Annotated in this window: 20 protein-coding genes; 9 read left to right on the top strand and 11 right to left on the bottom strand. The window is 45.4% G+C overall.

What is annotated here, in order from left to right; all coding sequences use genetic code 11:
- The coding region (gene tkt / locus DA100_RS02155) for a transketolase (protein WP_138970659.1) at window positions 1–1,631 on the bottom strand (1,631 nt) is incomplete at its 3' end.
- An 83-nt stretch (window positions 1,632–1,714) separates the two neighbouring features.
- Window positions 1,715–2,665 carry a transaldolase gene (gene tal, locus DA100_RS02150; protein WP_138970658.1) on the bottom strand — a complete coding sequence of 317 codons (951 nt, stop codon included), beginning with the start codon at window positions 2,663–2,665 and terminating at the stop codon, window positions 1,715–1,717.
- A 451-nt stretch (window positions 2,666–3,116) separates the two neighbouring features.
- Here tal and DA100_RS02145 point away from each other — a divergent pair, with 451 nt between their 5' ends.
- Complete coding sequence (locus DA100_RS02145) at window positions 3,117–4,097, top strand: sugar-binding transcriptional regulator (protein ID WP_138970657.1); 981 nt, start codon at window positions 3,117–3,119, stop codon at window positions 4,095–4,097.
- Window positions 4,098–4,153: 56 nt separating this feature from the next.
- On the opposite strand, the gene DA100_RS02140 is transcribed toward DA100_RS02145, so the two are convergent.
- From DA100_RS02140 to moeA, 4 genes are read right to left on the bottom strand one after another with little or no spacing between them, the layout of a single operon-like run.
- Complete coding sequence (locus DA100_RS02140) at window positions 4,154–4,996, bottom strand: sulfurtransferase (protein WP_171052116.1); 843 nt, start codon at window positions 4,994–4,996, stop codon at window positions 4,154–4,156.
- A 9-nt stretch (window positions 4,997–5,005) separates the two neighbouring features.
- Window positions 5,006–5,317, bottom strand: coding sequence for a hypothetical protein (locus DA100_RS02135; protein WP_138970655.1), 312 nt, complete (start codon window positions 5,315–5,317; stop codon window positions 5,006–5,008).
- 27 nt (window positions 5,318–5,344) lie between these two features.
- Complete coding sequence (gene moeB, locus DA100_RS02130; RefSeq protein ID WP_138970654.1) at window positions 5,345–6,094, bottom strand: molybdopterin-synthase adenylyltransferase MoeB; 750 nt, start codon at window positions 6,092–6,094, stop codon at window positions 5,345–5,347.
- A gap of 9 nt (window positions 6,095–6,103) precedes the next feature.
- Window positions 6,104–7,339, bottom strand: coding sequence for a molybdopterin molybdotransferase MoeA (moeA, locus tag DA100_RS02125; RefSeq protein ID WP_138970653.1), 1,236 nt, complete (start codon window positions 7,337–7,339; stop codon window positions 6,104–6,106).
- Window positions 7,340–7,500: 161 nt separating this feature from the next.
- On the opposite strand from moeA, the gene folE reads away from it, so the two are divergent.
- A complete protein-coding gene (gene folE, locus DA100_RS02120; RefSeq protein WP_006880173.1) occupies window positions 7,501–8,154 on the top strand; it encodes a GTP cyclohydrolase I FolE in 654 nt (217 codons plus the stop codon).
- 110 nt (window positions 8,155–8,264) lie between these two features.
- Window positions 8,265–9,641 carry an ATP-dependent RNA helicase DbpA gene (dbpA, locus tag DA100_RS02115; protein WP_138970652.1) on the top strand — a complete coding sequence of 459 codons (1,377 nt, stop codon included), beginning with the start codon at window positions 8,265–8,267 and terminating at the stop codon, window positions 9,639–9,641.
- Window positions 9,642–9,710: 69 nt separating this feature from the next.
- On the opposite strand, the gene msrB is transcribed toward dbpA, so the two are convergent.
- Window positions 9,711–10,847, bottom strand: a complete 1,137-nt coding sequence (gene msrB / locus DA100_RS02110) for a peptide-methionine (R)-S-oxide reductase MsrB (protein WP_138970651.1) — start codon at window positions 10,845–10,847, stop codon at window positions 9,711–9,713.
- A 147-nt stretch (window positions 10,848–10,994) separates the two neighbouring features.
- The gene (locus DA100_RS02105; protein WP_138970650.1) at window positions 10,995–12,197 is read right to left on the bottom strand and encodes an aromatic amino acid transport family protein; all 1,203 of its coding nucleotides are present in this window, start codon (window positions 12,195–12,197) and stop codon (window positions 10,995–10,997) included.
- Window positions 12,198–12,791: 594 nt separating this feature from the next.
- On the opposite strand from DA100_RS02105, the gene DA100_RS02100 reads away from it, so the two are divergent.
- Window positions 12,792–13,055, top strand: a complete 264-nt coding sequence (locus tag DA100_RS02100; RefSeq protein ID WP_138970649.1) for an ACP phosphodiesterase — start codon at window positions 12,792–12,794, stop codon at window positions 13,053–13,055.
- 35 nt (window positions 13,056–13,090) lie between these two features.
- Complete coding sequence (locus DA100_RS02095) at window positions 13,091–14,350, top strand: DEAD/DEAH box helicase (RefSeq protein WP_138970648.1); 1,260 nt, start codon at window positions 13,091–13,093, stop codon at window positions 14,348–14,350.
- Between the two features lie 37 nt (window positions 14,351–14,387).
- Here DA100_RS02095 and DA100_RS02090 read toward each other — a convergent pair whose 3' ends face one another.
- Entirely contained in the window at window positions 14,388–15,515 is a 1,128-nt protein-coding gene (locus tag DA100_RS02090) for a fatty acid desaturase (protein WP_138970647.1), read from the bottom strand.
- A gap of 261 nt (window positions 15,516–15,776) precedes the next feature.
- Here DA100_RS02090 and DA100_RS02085 point away from each other — a divergent pair, with 261 nt between their 5' ends.
- From DA100_RS02085 to DA100_RS02075, 3 genes are all read left to right on the top strand, one after another.
- Window positions 15,777–16,337 (top strand): GNAT family N-acetyltransferase, encoded by a 561-nt coding sequence (locus DA100_RS02085; protein WP_138970646.1) that lies wholly within the window; start codon window positions 15,777–15,779, stop codon window positions 16,335–16,337.
- A 99-nt stretch (window positions 16,338–16,436) separates the two neighbouring features.
- Entirely contained in the window at window positions 16,437–17,555 is a 1,119-nt protein-coding gene (locus DA100_RS02080) for an efflux RND transporter periplasmic adaptor subunit (RefSeq protein ID WP_138970645.1), read from the top strand.
- Between the two features lie 10 nt (window positions 17,556–17,565).
- Window positions 17,566–20,718 carry an efflux RND transporter permease subunit gene (locus DA100_RS02075; RefSeq protein ID WP_138970644.1) on the top strand — a complete coding sequence of 1,051 codons (3,153 nt, stop codon included), beginning with the start codon at window positions 17,566–17,568 and terminating at the stop codon, window positions 20,716–20,718.
- A gap of 46 nt (window positions 20,719–20,764) precedes the next feature.
- Here DA100_RS02075 and DA100_RS02070 read toward each other — a convergent pair whose 3' ends face one another.
- Window positions 20,765–22,525, bottom strand: coding sequence for a methyl-accepting chemotaxis protein (locus DA100_RS02070; protein WP_138970643.1), 1,761 nt, complete (start codon window positions 22,523–22,525; stop codon window positions 20,765–20,767).
- A gap of 141 nt (window positions 22,526–22,666) precedes the next feature.
- Here DA100_RS02070 and DA100_RS02065 point away from each other — a divergent pair, with 141 nt between their 5' ends.
- Window positions 22,667–23,284 carry a beta-phosphoglucomutase family hydrolase gene (locus DA100_RS02065; RefSeq protein WP_138970642.1) on the top strand — a complete coding sequence of 206 codons (618 nt, stop codon included), beginning with the start codon at window positions 22,667–22,669 and terminating at the stop codon, window positions 23,282–23,284.
- Between the two features lie 27 nt (window positions 23,285–23,311).
- Here DA100_RS02065 and DA100_RS02060 read toward each other — a convergent pair whose 3' ends face one another.
- The gene (locus tag DA100_RS02060) at window positions 23,312–24,616 is read right to left on the bottom strand and encodes an inosine/guanosine kinase (RefSeq protein ID WP_138970641.1); all 1,305 of its coding nucleotides are present in this window, start codon (window positions 24,614–24,616) and stop codon (window positions 23,312–23,314) included.
- Window positions 24,617–24,624: the final 8 nt, after the last annotated feature.

The following is a 24,624-nucleotide window of genomic DNA, read 5'->3' as shown; positions in this document are numbered from 1 at the left end:
GCACCTTTAGCGATGTTGGCGAGTTGTTCAGCGTCACGCTCTTGTTGTGCAAGGTTTTGACGAGAGAAGATAAGAGATGTAGGGCCATCTTTACGCTCGATTGCCAGTTTCCAAGCAACGGCTGACTCAACTTGGTCACATGGACGCCATGTGCTCATGTTTGGCGTTAGACGTAGAGAAGCCATTTGCTCCACCGGTTGGTGAGTTGGACCATCTTCGCCTAGACCGATAGAGTCGTGCGTGTAAACTTGGATGTTCTGAACTTTCATCAGAGCAGCCATACGCATTGCGTTACGCGCGTATTCCATGAACATTAGGAATGTTGCACCGTATGGCACGAAACCACCGTGTAGCGCAATACCGTTCATGATAGCCGTCATACCGAATTCACGCACACCGTAGTGAATGTAGTTACCAGAGGCATCATCAGCAGATACAGACTTAGAACCAGACCACATCGTTAGGTTAGAAGGTGCTAGGTCAGCAGAGCCGCCTAGGAATTCTGGTAGCATCGCACCGAATGCTTCTAGCGCATTTTGTGACGCTTTACGTGAAGCGATGTTGGCTGGGTTAGCTTGTAGATCAGCGATGATCGCGCTGGCTTTCTCTTCCCACTCTGCTGGCAGTTCACCATTTACGCGGCGTTTGAATTCTGCTGCAAGTTCTGGATATGCTGCTTCATAAGCTGCAAATTTCTCGTTCCACGCTGCTTCCTTAGCTGCGCCTGCTTCTTTCGCATCCCATTGCGCGTAGACATCTTGCGGAATTTCAAAAGGACCGTGCTCCCAACCAAGTTCTTTACGTGTCGCTGCGATTTCTTCAGCGCCTAGTGGTGCACCGTGACAGTCGTGTGAACCAGACTTGTTAGGTGAACCAAAACCGATGATGGTTTTAGTACAGATTAGCGTAGGGCGAGGGTCAGCTTTTGCTGCAATGATGGCCGCATTGATCGCTTCAGGATCGTGACCGTCAACTGCTGGGATTACATGCCAGCCGTACGCTTCAAAACGCTTAGGTGTATCGTCAGAGAACCAACCTTCAACGTGACCATCGATAGAGATACCATTGTCATCCCAGAAAGCGATTAGCTTGCCAAGGCCTAGCGTGCCCGCAAGAGAACATGCTTCGTGTGAGATACCTTCCATCAGACAGCCATCACCCATGAATGCATAAGTGAAGTGGTCAACGATGCCGTGGCCTTGTTTGTTGAACTGTGCTGCTAGAGTCTTCTCAGCTAGCGCCATACCTACAGCGTTAGTGATACCTTGACCTAGAGGACCCGTTGTTGTTTCGATACCTGGTGCGTAACCGTACTCTGGGTGACCTGGAGTTTTTGAATGCAGCTGACGGAAGTTCTTCAGATCGTCGATAGACAGCTCGTAACCAGCAAGGTGTAGCAGAGAGTAAATCAGCATAGAGCCGTGGCCGTTAGAAAGGACGAAACGGTCGCGGTCAGCCCACTCTGGGTTAACTGGGTTGTGATTTAGGTGTGAACGCCAAAGAACTTCAGCGATATCAGCCATACCCATAGGTGCGCCTGGGTGACCAGAGTTAGCTTGTTGTACACCATCCATGCTTAGAGCGCGGATTGCATTTGCTAGATGCTTTCTTGATTGAAGAGAGTGATCCATAATAAATACCGATTAATAGATTGTTTCTTAAGAAAGGATAATAAGAGGGGAACGCAAACGTTCCCCTCTAGAAATTCTGGTGATTAAAGCTTCGCTTCAATCATTGCTTCAAGTTTGCCTTGGTCTACTGCGAAGTTGCGGATACCTTCTGCAAGCTTCTCAACAGCCATTGGGTCTTGGTTGTGTTCCCATAGGAACTCAGCGTGAGTCATTGCTGCTGGACGAACTGCTGAACCTTTAGAATCAACTAGCTTCTCAACGACTTCACCTTCAGCAGCTTCAAGTTCTGCTAAAAGTGCAGGAGCGATAGTCAGACGGTCACAGCCAGCTAGCTCAAGGATCTCACCGATGTTTCGGAAACTTGCGCCCATGACGACAGTGTTGTAGCCGTACTCTTTGTAGTAGTTGTAGATCTTAGATACTGACAACACGCCTGGGTCTTCTTGTGCTTCAAAGTCACGACCTTCTTTCGCTTTGTACCAGTCCATGATTCGACCAACGAATGGAGAGATTAGGAATACGCCAGCTTCAGCACATGCGCGAGCCTGTGCGAAAGAGAATAGAAGAGTAAGGTTACAGTTGATGCCTTCTTTTTCTAGGATTTCAGCGGCACGGATGCCTTCCCAAGTAGACGCTAGCTTGATAAGGATGCGATCGTTAGTGATGCCTGCATCGTTGTACATTTTAACTAGCTGGCGTGCTTTTGCTACGCTGCCTTCCATGTCGTAAGAAAGACGTGCATCAACTTCAGTAGAGATACGACCTGGAATGGTTTTAAGGATTTCTTTACCGATGTTTACCGCTAGCATGTCACACGTATCTTGTACTTGCTGTGCTTTATCAGAGCTTTGAGATTTTGCGTATTCGATAGAAGCGACGATTAGAGGCGTGTACTCTTCGATTTGAGCGGCTTTAAGAATCAGAGAAGGGTTAGTCGTTGCGTCTTCTGGCTGGTATTTTTTGATTGCATCAATTTCACCAGTATCAGCGACTACAGTCGTTAGTTTACGAAGTTGCTCTAATTTGTTGCTCATTTCGATCATCCTATTTCATTGGGCTCCCAGATCACGACATGATATGGGGATGCAATTGCAAGCGAGTTAAGTAATAGTCGATTTTTCCGCTAAGGACAACTCAGCTTACTTAACCTAAATAATTTTCAACGTATGAACATTTGTTGTGAACATTTGCTCGAACGCTGAGTAAATGATGGGTTCATAATTATCTTATACAGATAGAAAGTCAATTGCCGAATGAGCTTTTAAGTGATGTTCATCAAGTATTTTTTTCAAACCTGACTGGTGGTAGGGTAACTAAACGTTTGCCAAGAAGCAGTAAGGGTTCACGCTAGTGTATGAAGGATAAAAAACGCGCTGAGAATTTGTAATTTCACTGAGCAAATGTTGCCAAAGTGGCGGGTTGTGACATATGCTACGGCTGTGAGCACATGTTAGGTGCGATTTATTTGGTTTGGAAAATACACCAATGAACAAATCTCAGAATGACATTTCGGATGACAACGCAGATCTACTGACTGAAATCTCAGTGGCCTACTATCAGGATGGTGCGACACAAGAGGAGATTTCGAAGAAGTTCTCTGTCTCACGTGCCAAAGTTGGTCGGATGCTAAAGCAGGCCAGAGACGAAGGTATTGTGGAGATCACGGTCAAATATCACCCAGTTTTTAGCGCTAAAATAGAACAACGTCTTATCGAACGATTTGGTGTTAAGCGTGCTTTGATCGCCTTGGATCAACCAGTTGAAGAGCAACAGCGTCAGCAGGTTGCGGGTCTAGTCTCTAAATATATGGCGAGCTCGATTCAAAACGGCTCTGTTGTGACCGTGGGTCAGGGACGTAATGTCTCCGCTGTAGCGCACCATGTCGGCGTTATTCCGCAAAGAGACGTTAAATTCGTATGTGGTATTGGTGGTATCCATCCACGTGGGGGGATGTTTAATGCCGACCACATCTGCCGTCAATTTGCCAAAAGCTATGGCGGAACCTCAGAAACATTGTATGCGCCAGCCTACGCGGAGAACCGAGAACAGAAGCTCGCCTTTATGCAAAACGCAACTGTCAAACAAACCTTAGACTTGGCACGTAAAGCTGATGTTGCTTTGGTCGGTATTGGTGACATGAGCGAAAACAGTTATATGGTTGATCTTGGGTGGTTTACTGCCGAGGAAGTTGTTCAATCAAGGATGCAACAAGGGGTGGTTGGCGATTTTGCTGGTTACGATTTCTTTGATATACATGGTCAATCCGCCACAACCGTGATGAGTGACCGAGTGATCGGGTTGAGCATTGACGAGTTCCGACCGATTTCGCAGGTTATCGCCATTGCAGCAGAAAACAGTAAACCGCTTGCGCTACTTGGAGCGTTGCGAACTGGTGTAATTGACGTGATCGCCACAAGTGTGAGCAATGCACTCACCGTGCTAAACCTTGATGAGCAAATGAAATAACAAAAAGGCAGCTAAGGCTGCCTTGTATAATCTCAACAAAAAGGATGTATAAGCGGTTATTTGCTAGTTGTGGCGATAGGCAAATCGCTGTTTGCACCCCATTCTGTCCATGAGCCATCATAAACGGCGAGATTACGATAACCACAAAGATAGGCTGCAAGCAGTACAATGCAAGCGGTGACACCAGAGCCACAGCTAAAGAGTGTTTGAGCCGCATCTGTTGAAAGCGTCGGCTGTAAAACCTGTTTAAGTTGTTCGACTGGCTTTAACTTATGTTGATCCATTAGCTGTGCAAAAGGCTGACAAACTGAATTCGGGATATGACCACTGCGTAAGCCTGGACGTGGCTCTGCTACTTCACTATCGAAGCGTGCTTTGGAACGGGCATCGACGGTTAGGCTCGCACCATTATTGATTTGTTGAACCACATATTGTGCGTCGACAAAGTAATCCGGATTCAGCTTACCAGAAAAGTTACCTTTCGCTGTTGGAGCTAAATAATGTGTCGTCGTATCAAATCCACACGCTTTCCATTCAGTCAGACCGCCATCGAGAATGTAGACTTGCTCATGTCCCATCGCACGTAACATCCACCATGCTCTTGGCGAAGCAAAAGTGCCACTGTTGTCGTAAACAACAATTACAGAGTCATTATTCAAACCTAGATCCTGAGCTAAGTGATTAAAACGCTCTTCGGTTGGCATCATGTGCGGGAGACTAGTGTCTGGATCGCAAAATACCGCGTCGTAATCAAAACGGCGTGAGCACGGGATTAAGTTCGTTTTATCCTTCTCAACTTCTCCGGGGATCTGGAAATCAATACTGGTGTCTAAGATAACTAAGCGATTATCGCTCATCTGTTGAGCGAGCCATTGGGGGGTTACGAGTGGTGACATCAAAAATCCTTTTTATTGTGCTGCGGTGCAGCGAATCAATTGATACGACATGGAATCTGACAACAACGTTTGTTGCTGCTGAATAATTACCTGAGATAGACGGGGACAGTCAATATTTGCTGGAACTTGAATCAACAGTTGTTGCTGAGATTCAGTGGTAACATTTAAAAAACGACGATTGCCATCCAGTGACTGGGTGACCGTTTGTGAGTCAACTACCGCTCGTACTTCCGTCGACGGACGATCTTGCATTAGCCACGTCAAAACATAGAGTGCCAGCGCACCAAGCAACAAGGTAGCGATAAAGCCTTTGGGATGATTCATCGTCAGCACTCTACCACTACCTTACTTCTAGTGACACACAGGACAGTTTGGCATCTTCATTAAATTCATTTCACGCCAAGACATCGTCAATGCATCTAACATCAAGATCTTGCCTTGTTTCGGCGTGCCATAGCCAGAAATTACCTTAATTGCCTCCATCGCCTGAACCGCACCTATAATGCCGACAACCGGTGCCATGACGCCAGCTTCAACACAACTCAATGCTGTATTGCCGAACAAGGCGCTGAGACATTGATAACAAGGTTGTTGATCATCTTGGTAAGTAAACACGCTTACTTGCCCCTCCATGCGGATCGCAGCACCTGAGACTAGGGGCGTTTTATTTGCGTAGCAAAGGCGGTTTAACTGGTTGCGTGTTTCGACGTTGTCCGATGCATCAAGAACAAGAGTATGCTGTTCGATCAACTGTGATAGTTGTTGATTAGAAAGACGCTTATCGAAGGTGTTGACCGTAATATTGGGATTAAGCTTTCTCAGTGATTGAGCGGCCGAATCGACTTTTTTAACCCCGATATCTGAATCGTGGTGGAGAACCTGACGCTGTAGATTAGAAAGTTCAACCACATCGTCGTCGATGAGGGTTAACGTACCAACCCCCGCCGTCGCGAGATATTGAGTAGAAGCACAGCCAAGTCCTCCGGCGCCAAGAACGAGAATAGAACTCTGCTTGAGCGCTTCTTGACCGTCAAAGTCAAACTGCTTGAGAATGATTTGACGGTTGTAGCGGAGCATTTCTTGATCAGATAAGATCTCCAAGTGGCACCTCTAGCAAAGCGTCGGGTTAAACAGCTGGATGTTGACGGTTTCGCCAATCTCGACTCGTCCACGCTCTCGTTCAAGCACGACGAAGCAGTTGGCTAGACTCATCGATCTGAACGCACCTGAACTTTGGTTGCCCGTTGTTTCTACGACAAACTGACCATTCTCAATAGAGTAGATGCCACGTTGATAATCCGTGCGCCCTGGCGCTTTCTTAAAAGCACTGCGTGTTGTTGCTGGGATTGACTCTGGTGCTTTCCATTCGGTATGTCCTGCCAATTTTGCTAGTAGAGGTTGAACAAGAACATACATGGTTAACACGGCAGAGACAGGGTTACCCGGCAAGCCACAGAACCAAGCTGTCGATAGCTTACCAAACGCAAAAGGCTTCCCCGGCTTGATTGCTAGCTTCCAAAAGCCGATTTGACCTAACTCTTGTAAGATATCTTTGGTGTAATCTGCTTCACCAACGCTGACACCACCGGAAGTCACAACCACGTCAGCCAATGTCTGCGCATGTTCAAACGTTGCCTTGAGGGTTTCTGGGCAGTCTGGAATGATGCCGAGATCAATCGCTTCACAACCGAAGTTTTCGATAAGAGGCTTAATTCCGTAACGGTTACTGTCGTAAATCTGACCTTCGGATAAGGTTTCACCTAAAGGACGTAGCTCATCGCCAGTGGAAAAAAACGCCACACGCGGTTTACGTACCACGCTAACCTGGCTAACGCCGAGAGTTGCGATCATCGGAATATCACGCGCAGTCAAACGAGCGCCTTTTGCTAGGACAATATCACCTTGCTTGATGTCATCGCCAGTTGGGCGAATATTGTTTTGCGGTTTTACGTCGGTTTGATTAAAGAGAATACCTTGCTCAGTAACTTGAGTGTTCTCTTGCATAATGACCGCGTCACAGCCATCAGGAATTTTTGCACCTGTCATGATACGAACACATGAACCGATTGGCCAATCGCCTTCAAACGGCTGACCCGCGAACGACTTACCAGCCATCGGCATGACATTGTGATTCGTTAAATCCGCGATACGAATGGCGTAACCATCCATTGCAGAGTTATCAAATGGCGGTACAAAAATAGGGGAGAGTATGTCTTCAGCGAGCACATAGCCGATTGCATCTGCTAAGGGAAGTTGTAACGTTGTTTGGATAGCTTCAATTGGCGATAACATTTTATCCATCGCCTCTTCGATCGGCATTAAGCCTGGTGCATCGCAGCAGCCCATATCAAAAATCCTAATTTACTATTATTTTTAGTCTAATGGTCAACACTCTATCATAGATAGCCATAGAGCAATAATGACCTCCAATAAAATATGGGTGTAATTATTCAAAAATCCGAGTATCCTTGTCAGCCATCCTAAAGGGGTAAATAAGAGGAAGTGGAATGTCAGGTCTTAGCGAATCCGCAAAGTTGGTCAAAGATGCGCTAGAGCAACGAGGATTAGAGACGCCGATGGCGCCAAACTCGTTCAGTCGAGAAGAGAAAAAAGAAAAGATTCAACACCATATGCGTGAAATTCTCTCTCTACTAGAGCTAGACCTTACTGATGACAGTTTAGAAGAGACTCCGCACCGTATCGCAAAAATGTACGTTGATGAGATTTTCTCTGGCTTAGATTACTCAAATTTCCCCAAGATTACTGTCATCGAAAACAAGATGAATGTCAGTGAAATGGTTCGAGTGAAAGACATCACAGTGACGAGTACCTGTGAGCATCACTTAGTGACAATTGATGGTCGTGCAGCGGTCGCTTATATTCCACGTGGAAAAATCATCGGCCTGTCTAAGATTAACCGCATCGTCCGTTTCTTCGCTCAGCGCCCTCAGGTGCAAGAGCGTATGACACAGCAGATCTTAGTCGCATTGCAAACCCTGCTAGAGTCAGATGATGTGGCAGTAACCATTGATGCAACCCATTACTGTGTTAAGTCACGTGGTGTTATGGATGCAACCAGTGAAACCACAACGACGGCATTAGGTGGCATTTTCAAGTCAAATCCAGCGACACGCCATGAGTTCCTGCACGGAATTCGATAGGACAAGCTGCGTCGGACTTACGAATTCAAAACCGCTTCCATTTCGAAGCGGTTTTTATTTTTTAATGCTGGGAGAACACTCCTTCCAGCCAATCCTCAAAGGATAAAACAGTGACAACTTCATTTAACACCCTTGAACTGAAGCCTGAATTGCTTGAAACGTTGGATAGCCTTGGCTACAAAGAAATGACGCCAATCCAACAGCAAGCTTTACCTCTCGTGCTCAGCGGTAAAGACGTGATTGGTCAAGGCAAAACAGGTTCAGGTAAAACCGCAACATTCTCATTGGGCTTGCTGAGTAACCTCAATGTTAAACGCTTTCGAGTGCAAACATTAGTACTTTGCCCTACTCGTGAATTGGCTGATCAGGTTGCGAAAGAGATCCGCACCCTAGCGCGTGGTATTCACAACATTAAGGTACTTACCTTATGTGGCGGCCTACCAATGGGGCCACAGATCGGTTCACTTGAGCACGGTGCGCATATCTTGGTTGGTACGCCTGGTCGAATACTTGATCATATGTCTAAGGGACGCATTAGCCTTGATGAGTTGAATACACTCGTGCTGGATGAAGCTGACCGCATGCTTGAGATGGGTTTTGAAGAGGCGATTGATACGATAATTGCCGCTGCGCCAGCCGAGCGTCAGACTTTGCTGTTTAGCGCAACTTTCCCTAACAACATTGAGTCATTGGCTGCCAAAGTCATGGTTAAGCCGGAAATGGTCAAAGTTGAGTCAACACATGCAACGACAACCATTGAGCAACGCTTCTATCAATTAGACACGACTGAAGCGCGTGATGACGCACTGGAAGCCCTATTACTGACGCATAAGCCAGAGTCGTCGGTTGTGTTTTGTAACACGAAGAAAGAGGTGCAAAACGTAACGGATGAACTGAAACATCGTGGATTCAGTGTGGTTGAATTGCATGGAGATATGGAACAGCGTGAGCGTGAGCAAGCGTTGACCATGTTTGCCAATAAAAGTATCTCTATTTTGGTTGCGACCGATGTGGCAGCACGTGGATTGGACGTTGATAACCTTGATGCGGTTTTCAACTTTGAGCTTTCCCGCGATCCTGAAGTTCATGTCCATCGAATCGGTCGAACGGGGCGAGCTGGCTCAAAAGGCGTTGCATTTAGCTTCTACAGCGAGAAAGAACACTATCGAGTCGCGCGTATTGAAGAGTACATGGACTTAGTCATCTCACCAGCTAAATTACCGGAAAAACCGATTGAGCGACCGTTTTACCCTAAAATGCAAACAATCCAGATTTTAGGCGGCAAGAAACAAAAGGTGCGCGCTGGAGACATTTTGGGAGCCTTGACTAAGCAAGCTGGCTTAGATGGTAAAAAGATTGGCAAGATTAATATCCTAGCAATGGTTTCATACCTAGCGGTGGAGCATGATATCGTCAAACCTGCGTTAAAACAGCTTACGACAGGCAAGATGAAAGGACGCAGTTTCAAAGCTCGTGTGATGAAGTAAGCGCTAATAGTGAGCTAAAAGCCAACCTATGTTCAGGTTGGCTTTTTTGCTAACGACGTTTGGATGGATTTAACTGTCGAACAGGTAGAGATAGTCGCCGTACCCCTCTTTTTCCAAATCTGCTAACGGAATAAACCTCATTGCTGCGGAGTTCATGCAGTAGCGCAGGCCTGTCGGCGCTGGACCATCTTTAAACACGTGCCCTAAATGGGAGTCCGCAAATCGGCTGCGAACTTCTGTTCGGGGATAGAGAAGGCGGTAGTCGGTTTTTGTGACAATGTAACCTTGATTTATCGGCTTAGTAAAACTTGGCCAGCCTGTGCCTGATTTATACTTGTCAGTGGATGAGAAAAGAGGCTCTCCAGAAACAATATCGACATAAATCCCAGCCTCTTTGTTATCCCAGTATTCATTGCTGAATGCGCGTTCTGTCCCTTCTTGTTGAGTGACGTAGTACTGAAGCTCAGTAAGCTTGTTCTTAATCGCAGACTGCGATGGTTTGGCATATGGTTTAACACTTTCAGCACTTATTTTATCGTCAATAAGTGCGCGCAGCGTTACAGGATTGTCCTGACGATCTTCGCCAAAAATCTCATCTAAATACTGATCGCGACCAGATGCGTAACGGTAGTAGTTATAGCGAATTTTATTACGTTTGTAATAATCTTGGTGGTAATCTTCAGCCGGCCAGAACGCTTTGAATTCGATCAACTCGGTTTTCAATGGTTTCTTGAAAATACCTAACGCATCAATTTGCGCGATAAAGTTTTCGGCAATCTTTTTCTGTTCTTGGGTATGATAAAAAACAGCAGGGCGATAGTGGCGACCTCTATCGACAAAGGAGCCTTGATCATCCGTTGCGTCTATATGACGAAAAAACTGGTCGAGAACTTGCTCATAAGTGACCGTTTTAGGATCGTATTTAACGCTGATGACTTCAAGGTGCCCAGTCTTACCGGATGAAACTTGTTTGTAAGTTGGATTCTCAATATCACCACCAGCATAGCCAGAAATCACATCGATAACGCCAGGCAGTTTTTCCAAATCGGATTCAGTACACCAAAAACAGCCTCCAGCCAACGTCGCTACGTCATAATCGTTTAAAGTTTTCGTGCCAGACATATTGCTATCTGCTGCGCCGAAAAAAGAGGTGAGCACGGCCACACATGCAACAGCGGAGAGGATAAACTTAAACTTCACTTTCATATTAACCTCGTAAATGGTTATCACTACTTGAGAATAGAACGGGCTATCAATGAGAAAATTACACAATTAAGTAATTATATTGGTTTGTTCTAAGGAAGGATCAAAAACGGCGCGAGTCATCGCGCCGTTTTTACTTAGAATCTGCCACTAACCCAAGCTTGGTAATACACCTGCGGTGATCAGTACCTGAGCTGTGACGATAACCACCCCAACACAACTGGTTACGATTAGGCCTACATTCCCACCAAGTACTTGATAGCTTTGTGTTGAGGTCTGTTGACGAGCTTTTTTGACCATCAAAATGGGCAAAAAGATGGCCAGTACAACCAGTGCAATGGCGGCATATCCTAGCGCAGCAATAAAGCCCTGAGGGTAGAACAAGGCGAAGCCCATTGGTGGTAGAAATGTCACCAATCCGACCAATACGCGTGAACCACCGTTACCACTTTTATTGATCTTGTCGCCTAGGAATTCGAACAACCCGAGACTCACCCCAAGAAATGAAGTCAGCAGTGCCAAATCAGCGAAGATACCGATAGTTTGAGCCAGATTAGAGCGATGAACAGTGGTGGCCAGTGTCGAGATAAGTGAACTCAATCCCTGATTTTCGAGTAGTTGAGACTGATTGACGACGCCCAGTGTGACGACTTGCCAGAAAACGTAGATCACCAATGGAATCGCGGAACCGATCAAAATGGCTTTGCGCAGTGAAGGCGTATGGCCATCTAAGTAGTTAACAATCGCAGGGATGCTGCCGTGGAAACCAAAAGAAGTGAAAATCACCGGAATAGCAGCGATTACTAGACCTTGTTCTACAGGCATACTTAGCAAGTAAGACTCAGTAACATTCGGTGCTAGGAAAGTAAGCACCATCACCATCGCAATAATCTTAATTGAAAATAGTACTCGGTTAACTTTATCCACAGTCGCAGTGCCAATTGTTACCACAGCAGCGACTAATAGGGTAAACAACACGGTTGACGTTGTTGGTGAAATTTCAATACCAGAGAAAGTCGCGATACGCTCCGCAAACTGTGCGCCTCCACCAGCGATGTAAGCTGCGCAAAGTGCATAGAAGAGAAACATCATCGCAAAGCTTGCTACCCATTTCCCCTTGATGCCAAGAAATTGGTTGGCAAGGGTGTGTAAGGTCGCATCTTGGTCTGCATGTTGATGTACTTCAATCATCAATAAAGCGGTATACGCCATTAATGCCCATAGAGCGATCATAATGATAAGTGAAGTGGTGAAGCCTATACCCGCAGAAGCGAGTGGTAGCGCAAGCATGCCAGCACCAATGGTGGTTCCAGCAATGATCAAAGTACTACCCAATACCTTTGATTTATTCATTGTATATAATTCTTTACGTTACTCTGGTTTTAGAAGATGTTATGACTAACTGTTGTGTAATATGTAGTCATTAAAACTGACAATGTGACCATTTTGAAAAAGATCTTTGATAAAGACAAGTGTTTTGTACAAATTAATTACCACTAGTGTAATTTTATGTTTACATGTATGGGGTGGTTGTCGGGGTAATCGATTGCGTTGGGATAAAGAGCAAATCATAGTCAGAATTTACTTTCGCCTTTCAAAAAACTGTCATATAAGTGGTTTAAAAAGGAACCGAGAACCCGCATATTCAGGCTGAGACTTGAAAAACGCAGGTCTTGATAAGTGTTTTTATAAAGGAGGTCAGAATGAGTGACCAAACAATCAATGAAGAATGCCTTGAGCTGTTAGATGCCATGGAAATTGGCTTTGAACTCTCGGACTACGAGCAGTCAATTGAAGCGCTCGCCGAAGAGATTTTCAAATAACGATTCTTCAGTGACGATAAGTCTACTTAGGTAGCAACCCGAAAGAGCCAGTGCAATCGCGCTGGCTTTGTGCTTTCATAAGGGTATCAACGTAATCGGGCGAAGATTCTGCACTCACTCGCTGATGCAAGTGATGAGTGAAGAGATGGCGGATGTTGTTCCGGATCGGTTTGTCACCGTCACACATGCTATGAGTGAGGGGCGTTGGTTACAGTCCTATCAGCACATCGAAAATATCGAGTTCGCATTACAGCGAATGTCACATCGTTCACCAAGAATGGTCACGCTGGTGGATTGTATTCCCTACCTACAACAGAATTATCATCAACTGGATGAGTTATTTGCTCAGCTCTATCCACAGATACTAACTGCCAGCAAAAGTTTCTGATAGAATCGTCCGCCTTGCAATTATAGGTAACCCGCATGTCGATACAATTTGAAGCTCTTGGATTGGGCTCTACGCTTTTATCTACGTTAGAAACACTAGGCTTTGAACAACCTACAGAAATACAAATTCAGGCTATTCCTCATGTTATTGAAGGAAAAGACGTCTTAGCGGGTGCTCAAACTGGTACGGGCAAAACCGCTGCATTTGGTCTGCCTATACTGCAAAGATTAATTGATTCGAATACCAAGCGTGATCTGCAGAGCAACGATGTTCGCGCATTGGTTCTGGTTCCTACGCGCGAACTTGCTCAACAGGTGTTCGACAATCTTACTCAGTATGCATCCAAGACAGATATCAAAGTGGTGGCTGTCTATGGAGGCACAAGTATGAATGTCCAAACCAGAAATCTTATGCAAGGATGTGACATTCTGATCGCAACACCTGGTCGCCTTATCGACCACATGTACTGCAAAAATATTAACCTCAATAAGACAGAATATTTAGTCCTCGATGAAGCGGATCGAATGCTGGACATGGGGTTTATGCCTGATATTAAGCGCATTCTTCAACGCTGCAATGCAAATCGACAGACTCTGTTCTTCTCTGCGACTTTTGATCAGAGAATTAAAACTACCGCCTATCGAATGCTTAATGAACCTGTAGAAGTACAGGTCTCTCCATCAAACAGTACCGCAGAGACGGTTAAACAGATGGTTTATCCAGTCGATAAGAAGCGTAAAGCAGAGCTTCTCGCGTATTTGATAGGCTCTAGAAATTGGCAGCAAGTTTTGGTTTTTACTAAGACAAAACAGGGTAGTGATGCTTTAGCGAAAGAGCTTAAGCTCGATGGAATCAAAGCGGCTTCAATTAATGGTGACAAGAGTCAAGGCGCGAGGCAAAAAGCACTTGATGATTTTAAATCAGGTCAAATTCGTGCTCTGATAGCGACTGACGTGGCGGCAAGGGGGCTCGATATTCAGGAGCTTGAGCAAGTGGTTAACTTTGATATGCCATACAAAGCCGAAGATTACGTTCACCGAATCGGTCGTACGGGCCGTGCAGGAAAGGAAGGTTTCGCTGTTTCGTTAATGAGCCGTGATGAAGAGTACTTACTTCACGCGATTGAGCGCCTATTGGATGCCAAGTTGCCTCAAGAGTGGCTACAGGGCTTTGAGCCGAGTTTGATTGAAGATATTGAGCCAGATAAAGTGCCACACCGTAAAGGTCGAAACTCAGATAAGCGCAAGATGAAAGCGAAGCTGAAGATTCACGCTAATCGCGGTAAAAAGAAATAATTTTAAGGCTCACGTTGTAACGGCGTGAGCCTTTTAATTAGGCGTATTGTGCGACTAGGCTATTCCAGCTCTTGCGCTGTGCGGCAAGTTCTTGCTTCATTTGCTGATAACGCAGTTTGAGCAATGACTTTTCATATTTCTTTGCCAAATCGGTTTTCTTTGCCTCAATGACCTGTTTTTTTACATCGTAATAGTCTGCCATTCTCGACATTAACGCCTCAAACTCTTTGTTTAACGCTTCGTTAAGCATTGATGCGTTTGGCAGTTTACTAACATTTTTAGACGCCTTGGCGAGTGCTTGCTTGGCGATGGCTTTTTCAATTTTAATTTTCGGCGTAACTCGCAATTTATTGGTCAAACCTAACCATGAGCAGGACTTAATCAACCACTTAGTCGGGTCGTACTGCCACCAATAGATGCCATTACGATAATCGTTCTCGAAGATGTGATGGTAGTTGTGGTATCCCTCGCCAAAGGTGAACACGGCAAGTACGGCGTTGTCACGAGCCGTATTTTTATCGGTATATGGTTGTGAGCCCCAAATATGGGCGAGCGAATTAATGAAGAATGTTGAGTGATGACTAAGTACTAGACGTAATACTCCAACCACAAGCAACATGCCAAAGATATCACCATAAACAACGCCAAGTAATAGTGGAATACCGAAGTTAGTTAGAATCGCAACAGGCACATAGTATTTATGTTGCCACATGACGATTTTATCACGCTGCAAATCTCGGCAATTGCCATAATCGGAATAGGTATTGGCATTATACTCACGCAACATCCAACCAATATGAGAAAACCAAAAGCCACGTTTAGCCGAGTAAGGATCTTTATCATTATTATCGACATGTTTGTGGTGAATTCTATGGTCGGAACTCCAGTGCAGAGCACTGTTTTGTAGCGCAAACGCGCCACCAAGGGCAAAGAGTACGCGTAATGACCAGTGCGCTTCATAGGTCTTATGCGACCATAGCCTGTGGTAGCCAGCAGTAATCGAAAGATTACAAAATGAAAAGGCAATAACGAACCAGACGAGGTGTTCAAGGCCGTAACCGGCCGTTAAGCCGTACCAAGGAACAATCACCAAAGCGACTATAAAGGATGACAAGAAAATAAATATGTTTAACCAAATCAGTGGTGGTTTGTTAGAACCAGACATTGAGCTTTTCCTTTGAGCTAACAGTTGTTCGCTAGAATATCAGCGTACAGTTGTAAGTCAAACTCGATGGCTCAGTATGTCGGTTAGCGCACGTGATTTTGTCAAAATAATTGGTAAGCAAATTTTTCGTCGTGGTTTTGAACTGGGTTGCAGAATAACCAACACAAATGATGCCATTTCCCAGAATGTTTGGCTTTCTGTTAAATGTTTTATAGTATGAAGGGGCACTCAATCCTTACAGGAAGTAATAAGGAACTATAAATGGAATTAAAAGTAGCTGAATATAGCGACTATGAGCGTATTGCTACCTTGCACGCGCAAAGTTGGAAACAATATTATCAAGGCATTCTTGGGCAAGAGTTTCTTGATAACGAAGTGCTAGATGAACGTCTCGCGATTTGGCAGCCCCGCCTCATTAACCCTCCTTTTAATCAATGTGTTCTTCTGATCGAAGAAGGTGGCCTTTTGTGTGGTTTTGTCTGTGCATTTGGCAATCATGATTTCGAAAAAGGTACGATTATCGACTCCCTACATATCGATCCCAATTACCGTGGCAGGGGATTAGGGGTTACACTGCTGGCTGAAGTCTCCAAGTGGATTACTCAGTATTTTCCAGACAGTGGTGTGTATTTGGAAGTGATGAAAGAGAATCATCAAGCGGTAGAGTTTTACCAGCATTTGGGTGGAACTAACAGCTTGGAAAGGCTTTGGAACGCCCCTTGTGGTCACCAAGTACCTGAGTTGGTTTACCGCTGGGAATCGGGCGCAGAATTACAGCGTCTTGCAGAACGACACACAAGGTTAGAACTTGTAACAGCTTGATACACTTAAGCTAATTGTCCTGATATTGTTCGGACAAAGCTCGATTGACCGTTAGGTATTTTTAGGCAAGCCCATTTATATCTATCTAGCGGTCTATTCATGAAAAAAACCTTTACCTGTACTGCGCTTGCTAGCGCACTTTTTCTCGTAGGATGCGGCGAAAATCCTCAAGGACAGAATCAATTACCGGCACAGCTTGTTGTCGCTGAGCCAGTTCAATACAGTTCCCATCAACAAAGTAAGTCTTATATCGGGCGGATTGAAGCGGTCGAAGATACCAATATTACCGCGCAAGTGAGCGGGTATCTTAAAGCTCGCCATTTTGAAGAAGGACAAATGGTCGAAAAGGGGCAACTTCTCTATACCATCGAACCATCATCGTTTGAAGCTCAGCGAGCCAGCGCGAAAGCGACCTTGGCACAGGCAAATGCAACATTAAAGAAAGCCGAACTGGATTTTCAACGCGCTAAAAACCTACTGCCTAAAGGCAGTATTTCTCAGTCAGAGTTCGACAATCTAAATGCGGCATTACTTGGAGCACAGGCTCAAGTTGAAGCAGGTAAAGCGCTGCTACATTTGGCTGAAGTCAACCTGTCATATACAGAAATTCGGGCACCTTTTGCAGGCCGAACCGCTCAAAGTAATGTGAGTACTGGTGACCTTGTTTCACCCCAGTCTGGAATCTTAACCACCCTTGTGAGCCTAGACCCAGTGCATACAAGCTTTAGCATCAGCGAGCGTGAGCGTCTTGAACTAGGGATGGATAAAGTGAAAGGCGATGGCGACGCACAAGCCGTTGAAGTTGGTGTGATATTAGAAAACGGTGCTAGCTTCGAACATCTTGGCAAGCTAGATTTTCTTGGTAATCGAATTGACTTAAATACCGGCACGATAGCGATGCGTGCTGTGGTTGATAATCCAGACTATCGCCTGCTTCCGGGTCAGCATATTCGTGTTGAGCTAAGAGAGAAGCAAGCTAACCAAGTGGTGATCATTCCTCGTCGAGCAGTCCAGACTGATTTGGAAGGCAACTTTGTCATGCTGGTGGCTGAAGGTAATGTGGCTGAGCGCAGAAATGTCCAGCTAGGACGCCAGTTAGAAAGTGGAATCATAGTAACTGAGGGTTTATCTGCGGATGAGCAGGTTATTACGCAAGGCTTACAGCGGATACGTAACGGCGTGCCAGTGCGTGTAGAACAAGCCAAAGCTGCTGAATAACGAGGTTTAAATGTTAAGTCGTTTCTTTATCCAGCGTCCTAAATTTGCGCTGGTTATCTCTATTATTCTTACACTGGCAGGGGCGATTTCACTCGCAATCCTACCTGTTGCTGAGTATCCAAAAATCAGTCCACCGTCAGTAAGTGTTACCGCATATTACACTGGTGCCAGCGCAGAGGTTGTTGAACAGGCCATCGCCGATCCCATAGAAACCTCAGTCAATGGCGTAGAAAACATGATCTACATGTCTTCTAAGAGTGCGAATGATGGGTCTTATAGCCTCAATGTCACTTTTGATGTTGGCACAGATCCCGATATGGCGCAGGTCAACGTACAAAACCGTGTCTCTCAGATTGAGTCAAAACTTCCACAGGAAGTTCGTATGGTTGGCGTGACGGTTAAAAAACGCTCTCCAGACTTGCTGATGGTACTCAACTTCTATTCACCAGACGGTAAGTACGATGATCAATTCTTGATCAACTACATCAACCTCAATGTAAAAGACCAGCTTGCAAGGGTTAAAGGCATTAGTGAGGTTAATGTTATTGGTGGTGGTGAGTACGCAATGCGTGTTTGGTTAGATCCAGAAAAAATGGCTAACCTCAATCTGACGACAAGTGATGTTTACTCTGCGTTGGCTCAACAAAACGTCCAAGTTGCAGCAGGGCGTATTGGTGCCGCCCCATACAGTAACGCACAAGAAGTGCAGTTTAACCTTGTTACCAAAGGGCGACTAGAGAGTGTTGATGAATTTGAAAACGTCGTTCTTCGTGCCGAGAACGATGGCTCAAGCGTGTATCTCAAAGATGTTGCAAGAGTAGAGCTAGGCAAGAAGTTTTATGACGGTAGTGGTAAGTTCCGTGGTCAGGACGCCTCAATCGTTGCACTGTCATTGCAATCTGATGCCAATGCGTTAGAGAGTGGTCAGGCGGTTATGGACCTACTCGAACGAATGAGTGCAAATTTCCCGCAGGGCATCGCTTATGAAACGAGTTATGACACGACAGTCTTCGTTGCTGAGTCGATTAAAGGTGTGGTGAAAACCCTTATCGAAGCGATTTTGTTGGTTATTGCCGTTACTTACCTATTCCTAGGAAGTGCTCGAGCAACCTTGATACCCGTAGTCGCGATCCCTGTCTCTTTGATCGGTACCTTCGCGATTATGCAGATGACTGGGTTCACTATTAACACCGTCACTCTGTTCGGTCTAATCTTAGCGATTGGTATCGTGGTTGATGATGCAATACTGGTCATCGAAAACGTCGATACGACGATGGCGAAGGATCCTACAATGAGCCCTCGGAAAGCGACATTGCTCGCGATGAAAGAGGTGACAGGACCGATTATCACATCAACCTTAGTACTGCTGGCGGTATTCATCCCAGTTGCGATGCTGCCTGGCATTACGGGTATCATGTATCGACAGTTTGCGTTGACAATCTGTATTTCAGTTGTGATTTCGTCGATTAACGCGTTAACCTTATCTCCTGCATTATGTTCATTGGTGCTCAAACAGGGCGGTGGAAATACATCGCGCTGGTTTACTGCGTTCAATGCCGGTTTAGAGAGAATTACAACTCGCTATGGCCAGATTGCCGGATTCTTAGTTAAGAAAGCGATACTCTTAGTTATCTTCTTTATTGTAGCGGTCAGTGCGGTAAGCTTCTTTGCTAAAACCACTTCAACCGCTTTCGTTCCGCAAGAAGACAAAGGCATTCTGTTGGTGAATGTTCAGCTCCCAGACGCCGCATCATTGTCGCGTACTGAGGAGGTAACAGAGCAGCTAATTAAGTTTGTTGAGCAAGAGCCAGGGGTTGACGGTATTACAGTCGCAAACGGTTATGCCTTTATGACTGGCGCCGCAGCCTCAAACGGTGCGTCTTTGTTTATCAAGTTGCACGATTGGGAAACGCGCAATGCGTTTGAAGGTAATCATTCAGCGGCGGCGATTGCACAGCGAATCAATGGTCGTGCGGCGATGGAACTGCCACAGGCGATAGTATTCGCGATGGGGCCTCCTGCTGTACCGGGTATGGGTGCCGCTTCTGGGTTTGAATTTGTACTCGAAGATACGTTAGGACGCAGCCGTACTGATCTTGCCATGGTTATGGGGCAGCTGATCGAAGAGGCTAACAGGCAACCAGAAATCGGGTTTACTTTTAGTACCTTCCGTGCCAACGTACCTCACTACTATGTTGATATCGATCGTGAAAAAGTACAGCAATTGGGCATACCACTATCGAGTGTGTTTCAAACGCTACAGGGTAACTTAGGTTCACTTTACGTCAATGATTTCACGATGTTTGGTAAAAACTTCCGCGTCACCATGCAGGCGGATGCACAGCACCGCAGCGGAATGGAAGATTTAGAACGTTTCCACGTTCGCTCGGCGAAAGGAGAAATGATCCCACTCAGCACGCTAGTTAGCTTTGAACAAATTTTTGAACCTGACGTGGCGTGGCGTTACAACATGTACCGTAGTGCGATCATTCAAGGCCAACCTGCACCAGACTATTCGAGTGGTGATGCCATTGCGGCGATGGAGCGTGTTGCGGCACAAGTTTTACCGCAAGGTTATCAATATGAGTGGACGGGGATGGCTTACCAAGAGGTGCTGGCGGGTAACCAAGCGATTTTCGCTTTTGCACTGGCATTGATTTTTATCTACCTATTTATGGTGGCTCAGTACGAGAGTTGGAGTATCCCGTTAGCGATCATCTTGGTGGTACCTATTGCGACACTGGGGTCATTCCTTGCGCTTAATCTAACGGGAACGCCGCTCAATTTGTACGCTCAGATTGGATTGGTGTTACTCATTGCTCTTGCGGCGAAGAATGCGATTTTGATCGTTGAATTTGCCAAAGTAGAACGTGAAGAAAAAGATGTCCCTATTGATGAAGCGGCGGTTAAAGGTGGTAAGCTCCGCTTCCGAGCGGTAAATATGACGTCATGGTCATTTATCTTAGGTATCTTCCCTCTGATTTTCGCTTCTGGGGCAGGACACATTAGCCAAAGCTCACTGGGTATCTCTTTGATAGGGGGGCTGCTTTGTGTACTACTAGCGGGTACCTTCCTAATACCTGGCTTCTATGCACTGGTGCAGCGTAAGCGCGAGAAAATCCATGGTGGAAGTACCAAGTTGATACCACTCGACGATGAGTAATAAAAAATCCCCTCTCTAGAGGGGATTTTTTTGCTTGAGTAATGATTTAAGACGTTTTGAATTCAGCAACCGCACTATCCATGTCAGTAGCTTGAACGGAGACTCTGTCGACCTCTGTTAAACATTGCTGAGCTGACTGCATATTCCCTTCAGATATCGAATTGAGCTCTGTGATAGACTCACTAACCTGGTTCATTACTATGCCTTGTTCTTCAATCGCAGATGCAATACGTTCAGAATTAGCCTGAATATTGGTCATATCATCGATAATCTGAGTGAGGCTACTATCCAGTGTTTGTGATGCTTCGAGAGTTTGCGAACCCTGCTCATTACATTGGTCAATATTGGTTACTACTTCAGACATTTGATTCTGAATGGCAGTCACAACTTTAGTGATCTCCTCGGTTGATTGATGAGTTCGGCTAGCAAGAGCACGAACCTCATCAGCCACTACCGCAAAACCTCGCCCTTGTTCACCAGCACGCGCTGCCTCGATTGCTGCATTGAGCGCCAGCAAGTTGGTTTGTTCGGCTATTTCTTGGATGATGTTTACGGCGTCACCAATTTTATCAACGTGGTTATTTAGTGAGCCAATTGATGCTTGGCTACTGCCGAGAATGGTAGTGAGTTGATCTATGTTGCTGACGGTTGTCTCGACGACTTTACGACCGCTTTGTGCATTGACAGAGGCCTGTTGCACACCTTCTACTGCAATAGATGTACTTTCTGATATCTCATTGATAGTCGATACCATTTCTTGAACGGCTGTTGCCATAGTGGTGGTATGATCCGCTTGCACATGGAACTGTTCAATTACATTTTGTAGCGCATTATGCATGTTGGAGGTGCTTTGTGACAGCTCAGATGATTTAGCCTGCGTCCCAGCAATCAGGTGCTCAAACTTATCGAGCAATTGATTAAAATAGGTTCCAACCTCAGACAGTTCATCTTTGCCTGCGAGATTGGCGCGTAGTGAGACGTTATTAGAGTGAGCAATTTGTTGAATCGCTGAAAGCAGTAACGACACTTGTTGATTAATCGAGCGAGAAATTTGAAAAATGAAACCAAAGATAATCAGCACAACAACAGCGGTCACCGCTTGTTTAAGAAAAGCAAGTTGTTCGACCGTTGCTTGTGTTTCTGATTCCAGCGCGGCAGAAAACTTTTTGAACTGTTCTTCTACAGTGTGTGAAAGGTTACGTGTGTCGCCAAGCAATCCCTCATTGTACTTGAGACCAACAATTTTACTCTGTTCAATGACAGCTTGCGCTGCTGAAGCTAGCGATGCTGCATTTGACGGTAGCCGTTGATCAGCGAAAACACCGGACAACACTTGTGTGTTGAACTCAAACAAATTCAATAATTCATCACTTGAAAGTGAGGTCTTAATTGCTGCTAACTCTGTGTTATAGCGACCAAGAAGGTTTTGTTCAGGTTTAAGGCCGAGTTTCTGATATGCCGCAACGAGGTTGTTGAACCCCTTCTGATAAGAAAGGATATCTTGCTTGAGCTGGTGGCTATCTGGCAGCGCCCTTTGCTCAAGAATCGTGGCAAGTTCAGTCTCCAAATTGAGGAAAATCGACATGTTGTTGTTGAATGAGGTTAGATATTTATCATCTTTACGGAGTAGGAAATCTTTCTCATTCCGGCGTAAATTGAGTAAGCGTATTTCTAGGTTTGATACGAGTAAGCTAGCCTGATTCAGCTGAGCCGTGGTTTGGGCGAAATGGCTTGTTGCAAAAAGAACAGACACGACACCAAGTATAGCTACAACACCTAATGAATATAGTTTGTTTTTGATATTCATAAGATTACCTTAGTCCGTTAATATATTTAGTTATAGGTATTTGATCTGATGTTAGTTGGTATTTATAAATATATCAATGCCCTCACTACCTTAGCGTGAGGATATACGGTAAAACTATGTTAATCGGGCAGTAGGACAACCATGTTAGAAATTTTAGAAAAATATCAAGCGTTTATATTCGACATGGATGGCACCTTGTTGGATACCATGCCTGGCCATTTAAAAGCATGGCAGCAGACAGCCGCCCATTTCGGCTTTCCGTTTAGCCAAGAGTGGTTACACAGCTTAGGTGGAATGCCAAGCTATAAAATTGCGGCAGAAATAAATAGAAAGCACAGTATGTCGCTAGAACCGATGGAAGTCTCGCGTTACAAAATGGGGGCTTTTGCCGAACTACAGGAAGTTGGTAAGCCTATCGCTTGTACTGTAGATCTACTACATCAATTCTATCAACGTAAGAAACTGGCGGTTGGTACTGGCAGCCAACGTGATAGCGCTTTACGACTGCTAAAGCAGGCACAACTGATTGAATTGCTTGACGTCATTGTGACGGCAACGGATGTTGACAACCATAAACCCAATCCTGATACCTTCTTAAAGGCCGCGGATGATATGAAGGTTCAAGCTGGTGCATGTATCGTATTTGAAGATACCCAGCTAGGGCTACAGGCGGCACATGCAGCCAAAATGGATTGCATGATGGTCGAAGAAGGGCAGTTAGTCTTCTACCCATACTTGAACGAAAAAGAGCCGCGTTAAGCGGCCCTTTCTTTGGTTAACGTATCATTAACGATCCCAGTATGCTTCTTCTAAACTGTCTTCACGTTCAGGAAGCGCACGCGCTAGGCGAGGAGAGTGCTGGGTTAATACTTCATAGCTAACACGGTTAGCATACTTACAAATCTGCGATAGCGAAGAATAAGTCAGGTATGGTTGGTCATGCTTCGAAGAATTTGGAACGTTAGTCTTATGGTGACTGTTTGCAGCCATATCATGGAGTAAGGCCGACAGCGCAGCATCACCAGCACCATTTGTGTTCTTGATTTCAAGCGGGCCGCCTAGGTAAGGACCAATATGGGAATACACTTTTACGGGTGTACCACAATCTGACTTACGCATAGCTCGGCTAAATTCATATTTGTTGAACTCAGGGATATTACCTGGCAGTAGCGGTAGTTCAGTTTCGCGTTTGGCTGAATCTTCAGTGTAACCTGCCATGTAGAGGCCAACCGGGCCAGCTGTGCATAGTACAACATCAACCCACTCAAGTGCCTTGTCTGCGGCTAAAAGAGGATCTTTCTCACCGGTTAGAGCTTCGCCTTCCTCTTCATTCATCGCAACAATAGAGATGTTCTCTTTAATGTAGTCTTGCCACCACTTTGCATTACCTTCGATAACCCACTTGGTTCCAAGAGTCAGTACAACAGGTACGTTCTTAGATTTGGCAATTTCGATAGCACGAGCAACGGCTTGCGGCATTGGGTCTTCAGGTTTTCCACGCATTAAATAGGAAGAAACAACAAGCGCAGACGCCTTATCAAATACCTCTTCTGGGATGCTTTCTGGGCGCAATTGGTTCATATGACCTTCATTAATCGCGAAGGTACGTTCACCGTTGTCCGAAATAAGCGTGTAGCAGCGTCCGATTGAGCCTTCAACCATCTGCAAGTGGTTTAGGTTCATTCGTGACGATGTGCGGCATAAATAACGATATGCGAATGAGCCGACTTCGATGTTTCGTGACATTACACCTAGTAGTACCGATTTACTGTCAGCCAGTACAGAGTAGTTGTGCAGAGTATTGCCAATCGTATCGCCAGGATATTGATGAGTGATCAACTCGCGTTTTACTAGTTCATCGTACAGTGCGTCAGCCTGACTCTCCTCTAAAACGAGCGAGTGTCCTTTACTCAAACCATATTTTGCTAGGAATTCGTCATCGACACGAGCTTCTATGTCAACAATTGTTTGACCTACGCCAACCACAATCGGTCGATAAAGCTTAGGGGTTTGCTTCATCTGATTGACGAGTGGATCGCGAGCGTGAGTAGGAAAGTAGTGCTTAGATTTGCGCTGTCCGGGAAACTTCATGTTCAAAG

The sequence above is a fragment of the Vibrio sp. Hep-1b-8 genome, assembly GCF_006124995.1.
Classification (GTDB): Bacteria; Pseudomonadota; Gammaproteobacteria; order Enterobacterales; family Vibrionaceae; genus Vibrio.
This window is presented reverse-complemented; position numbering and strand designations above follow the sequence as displayed.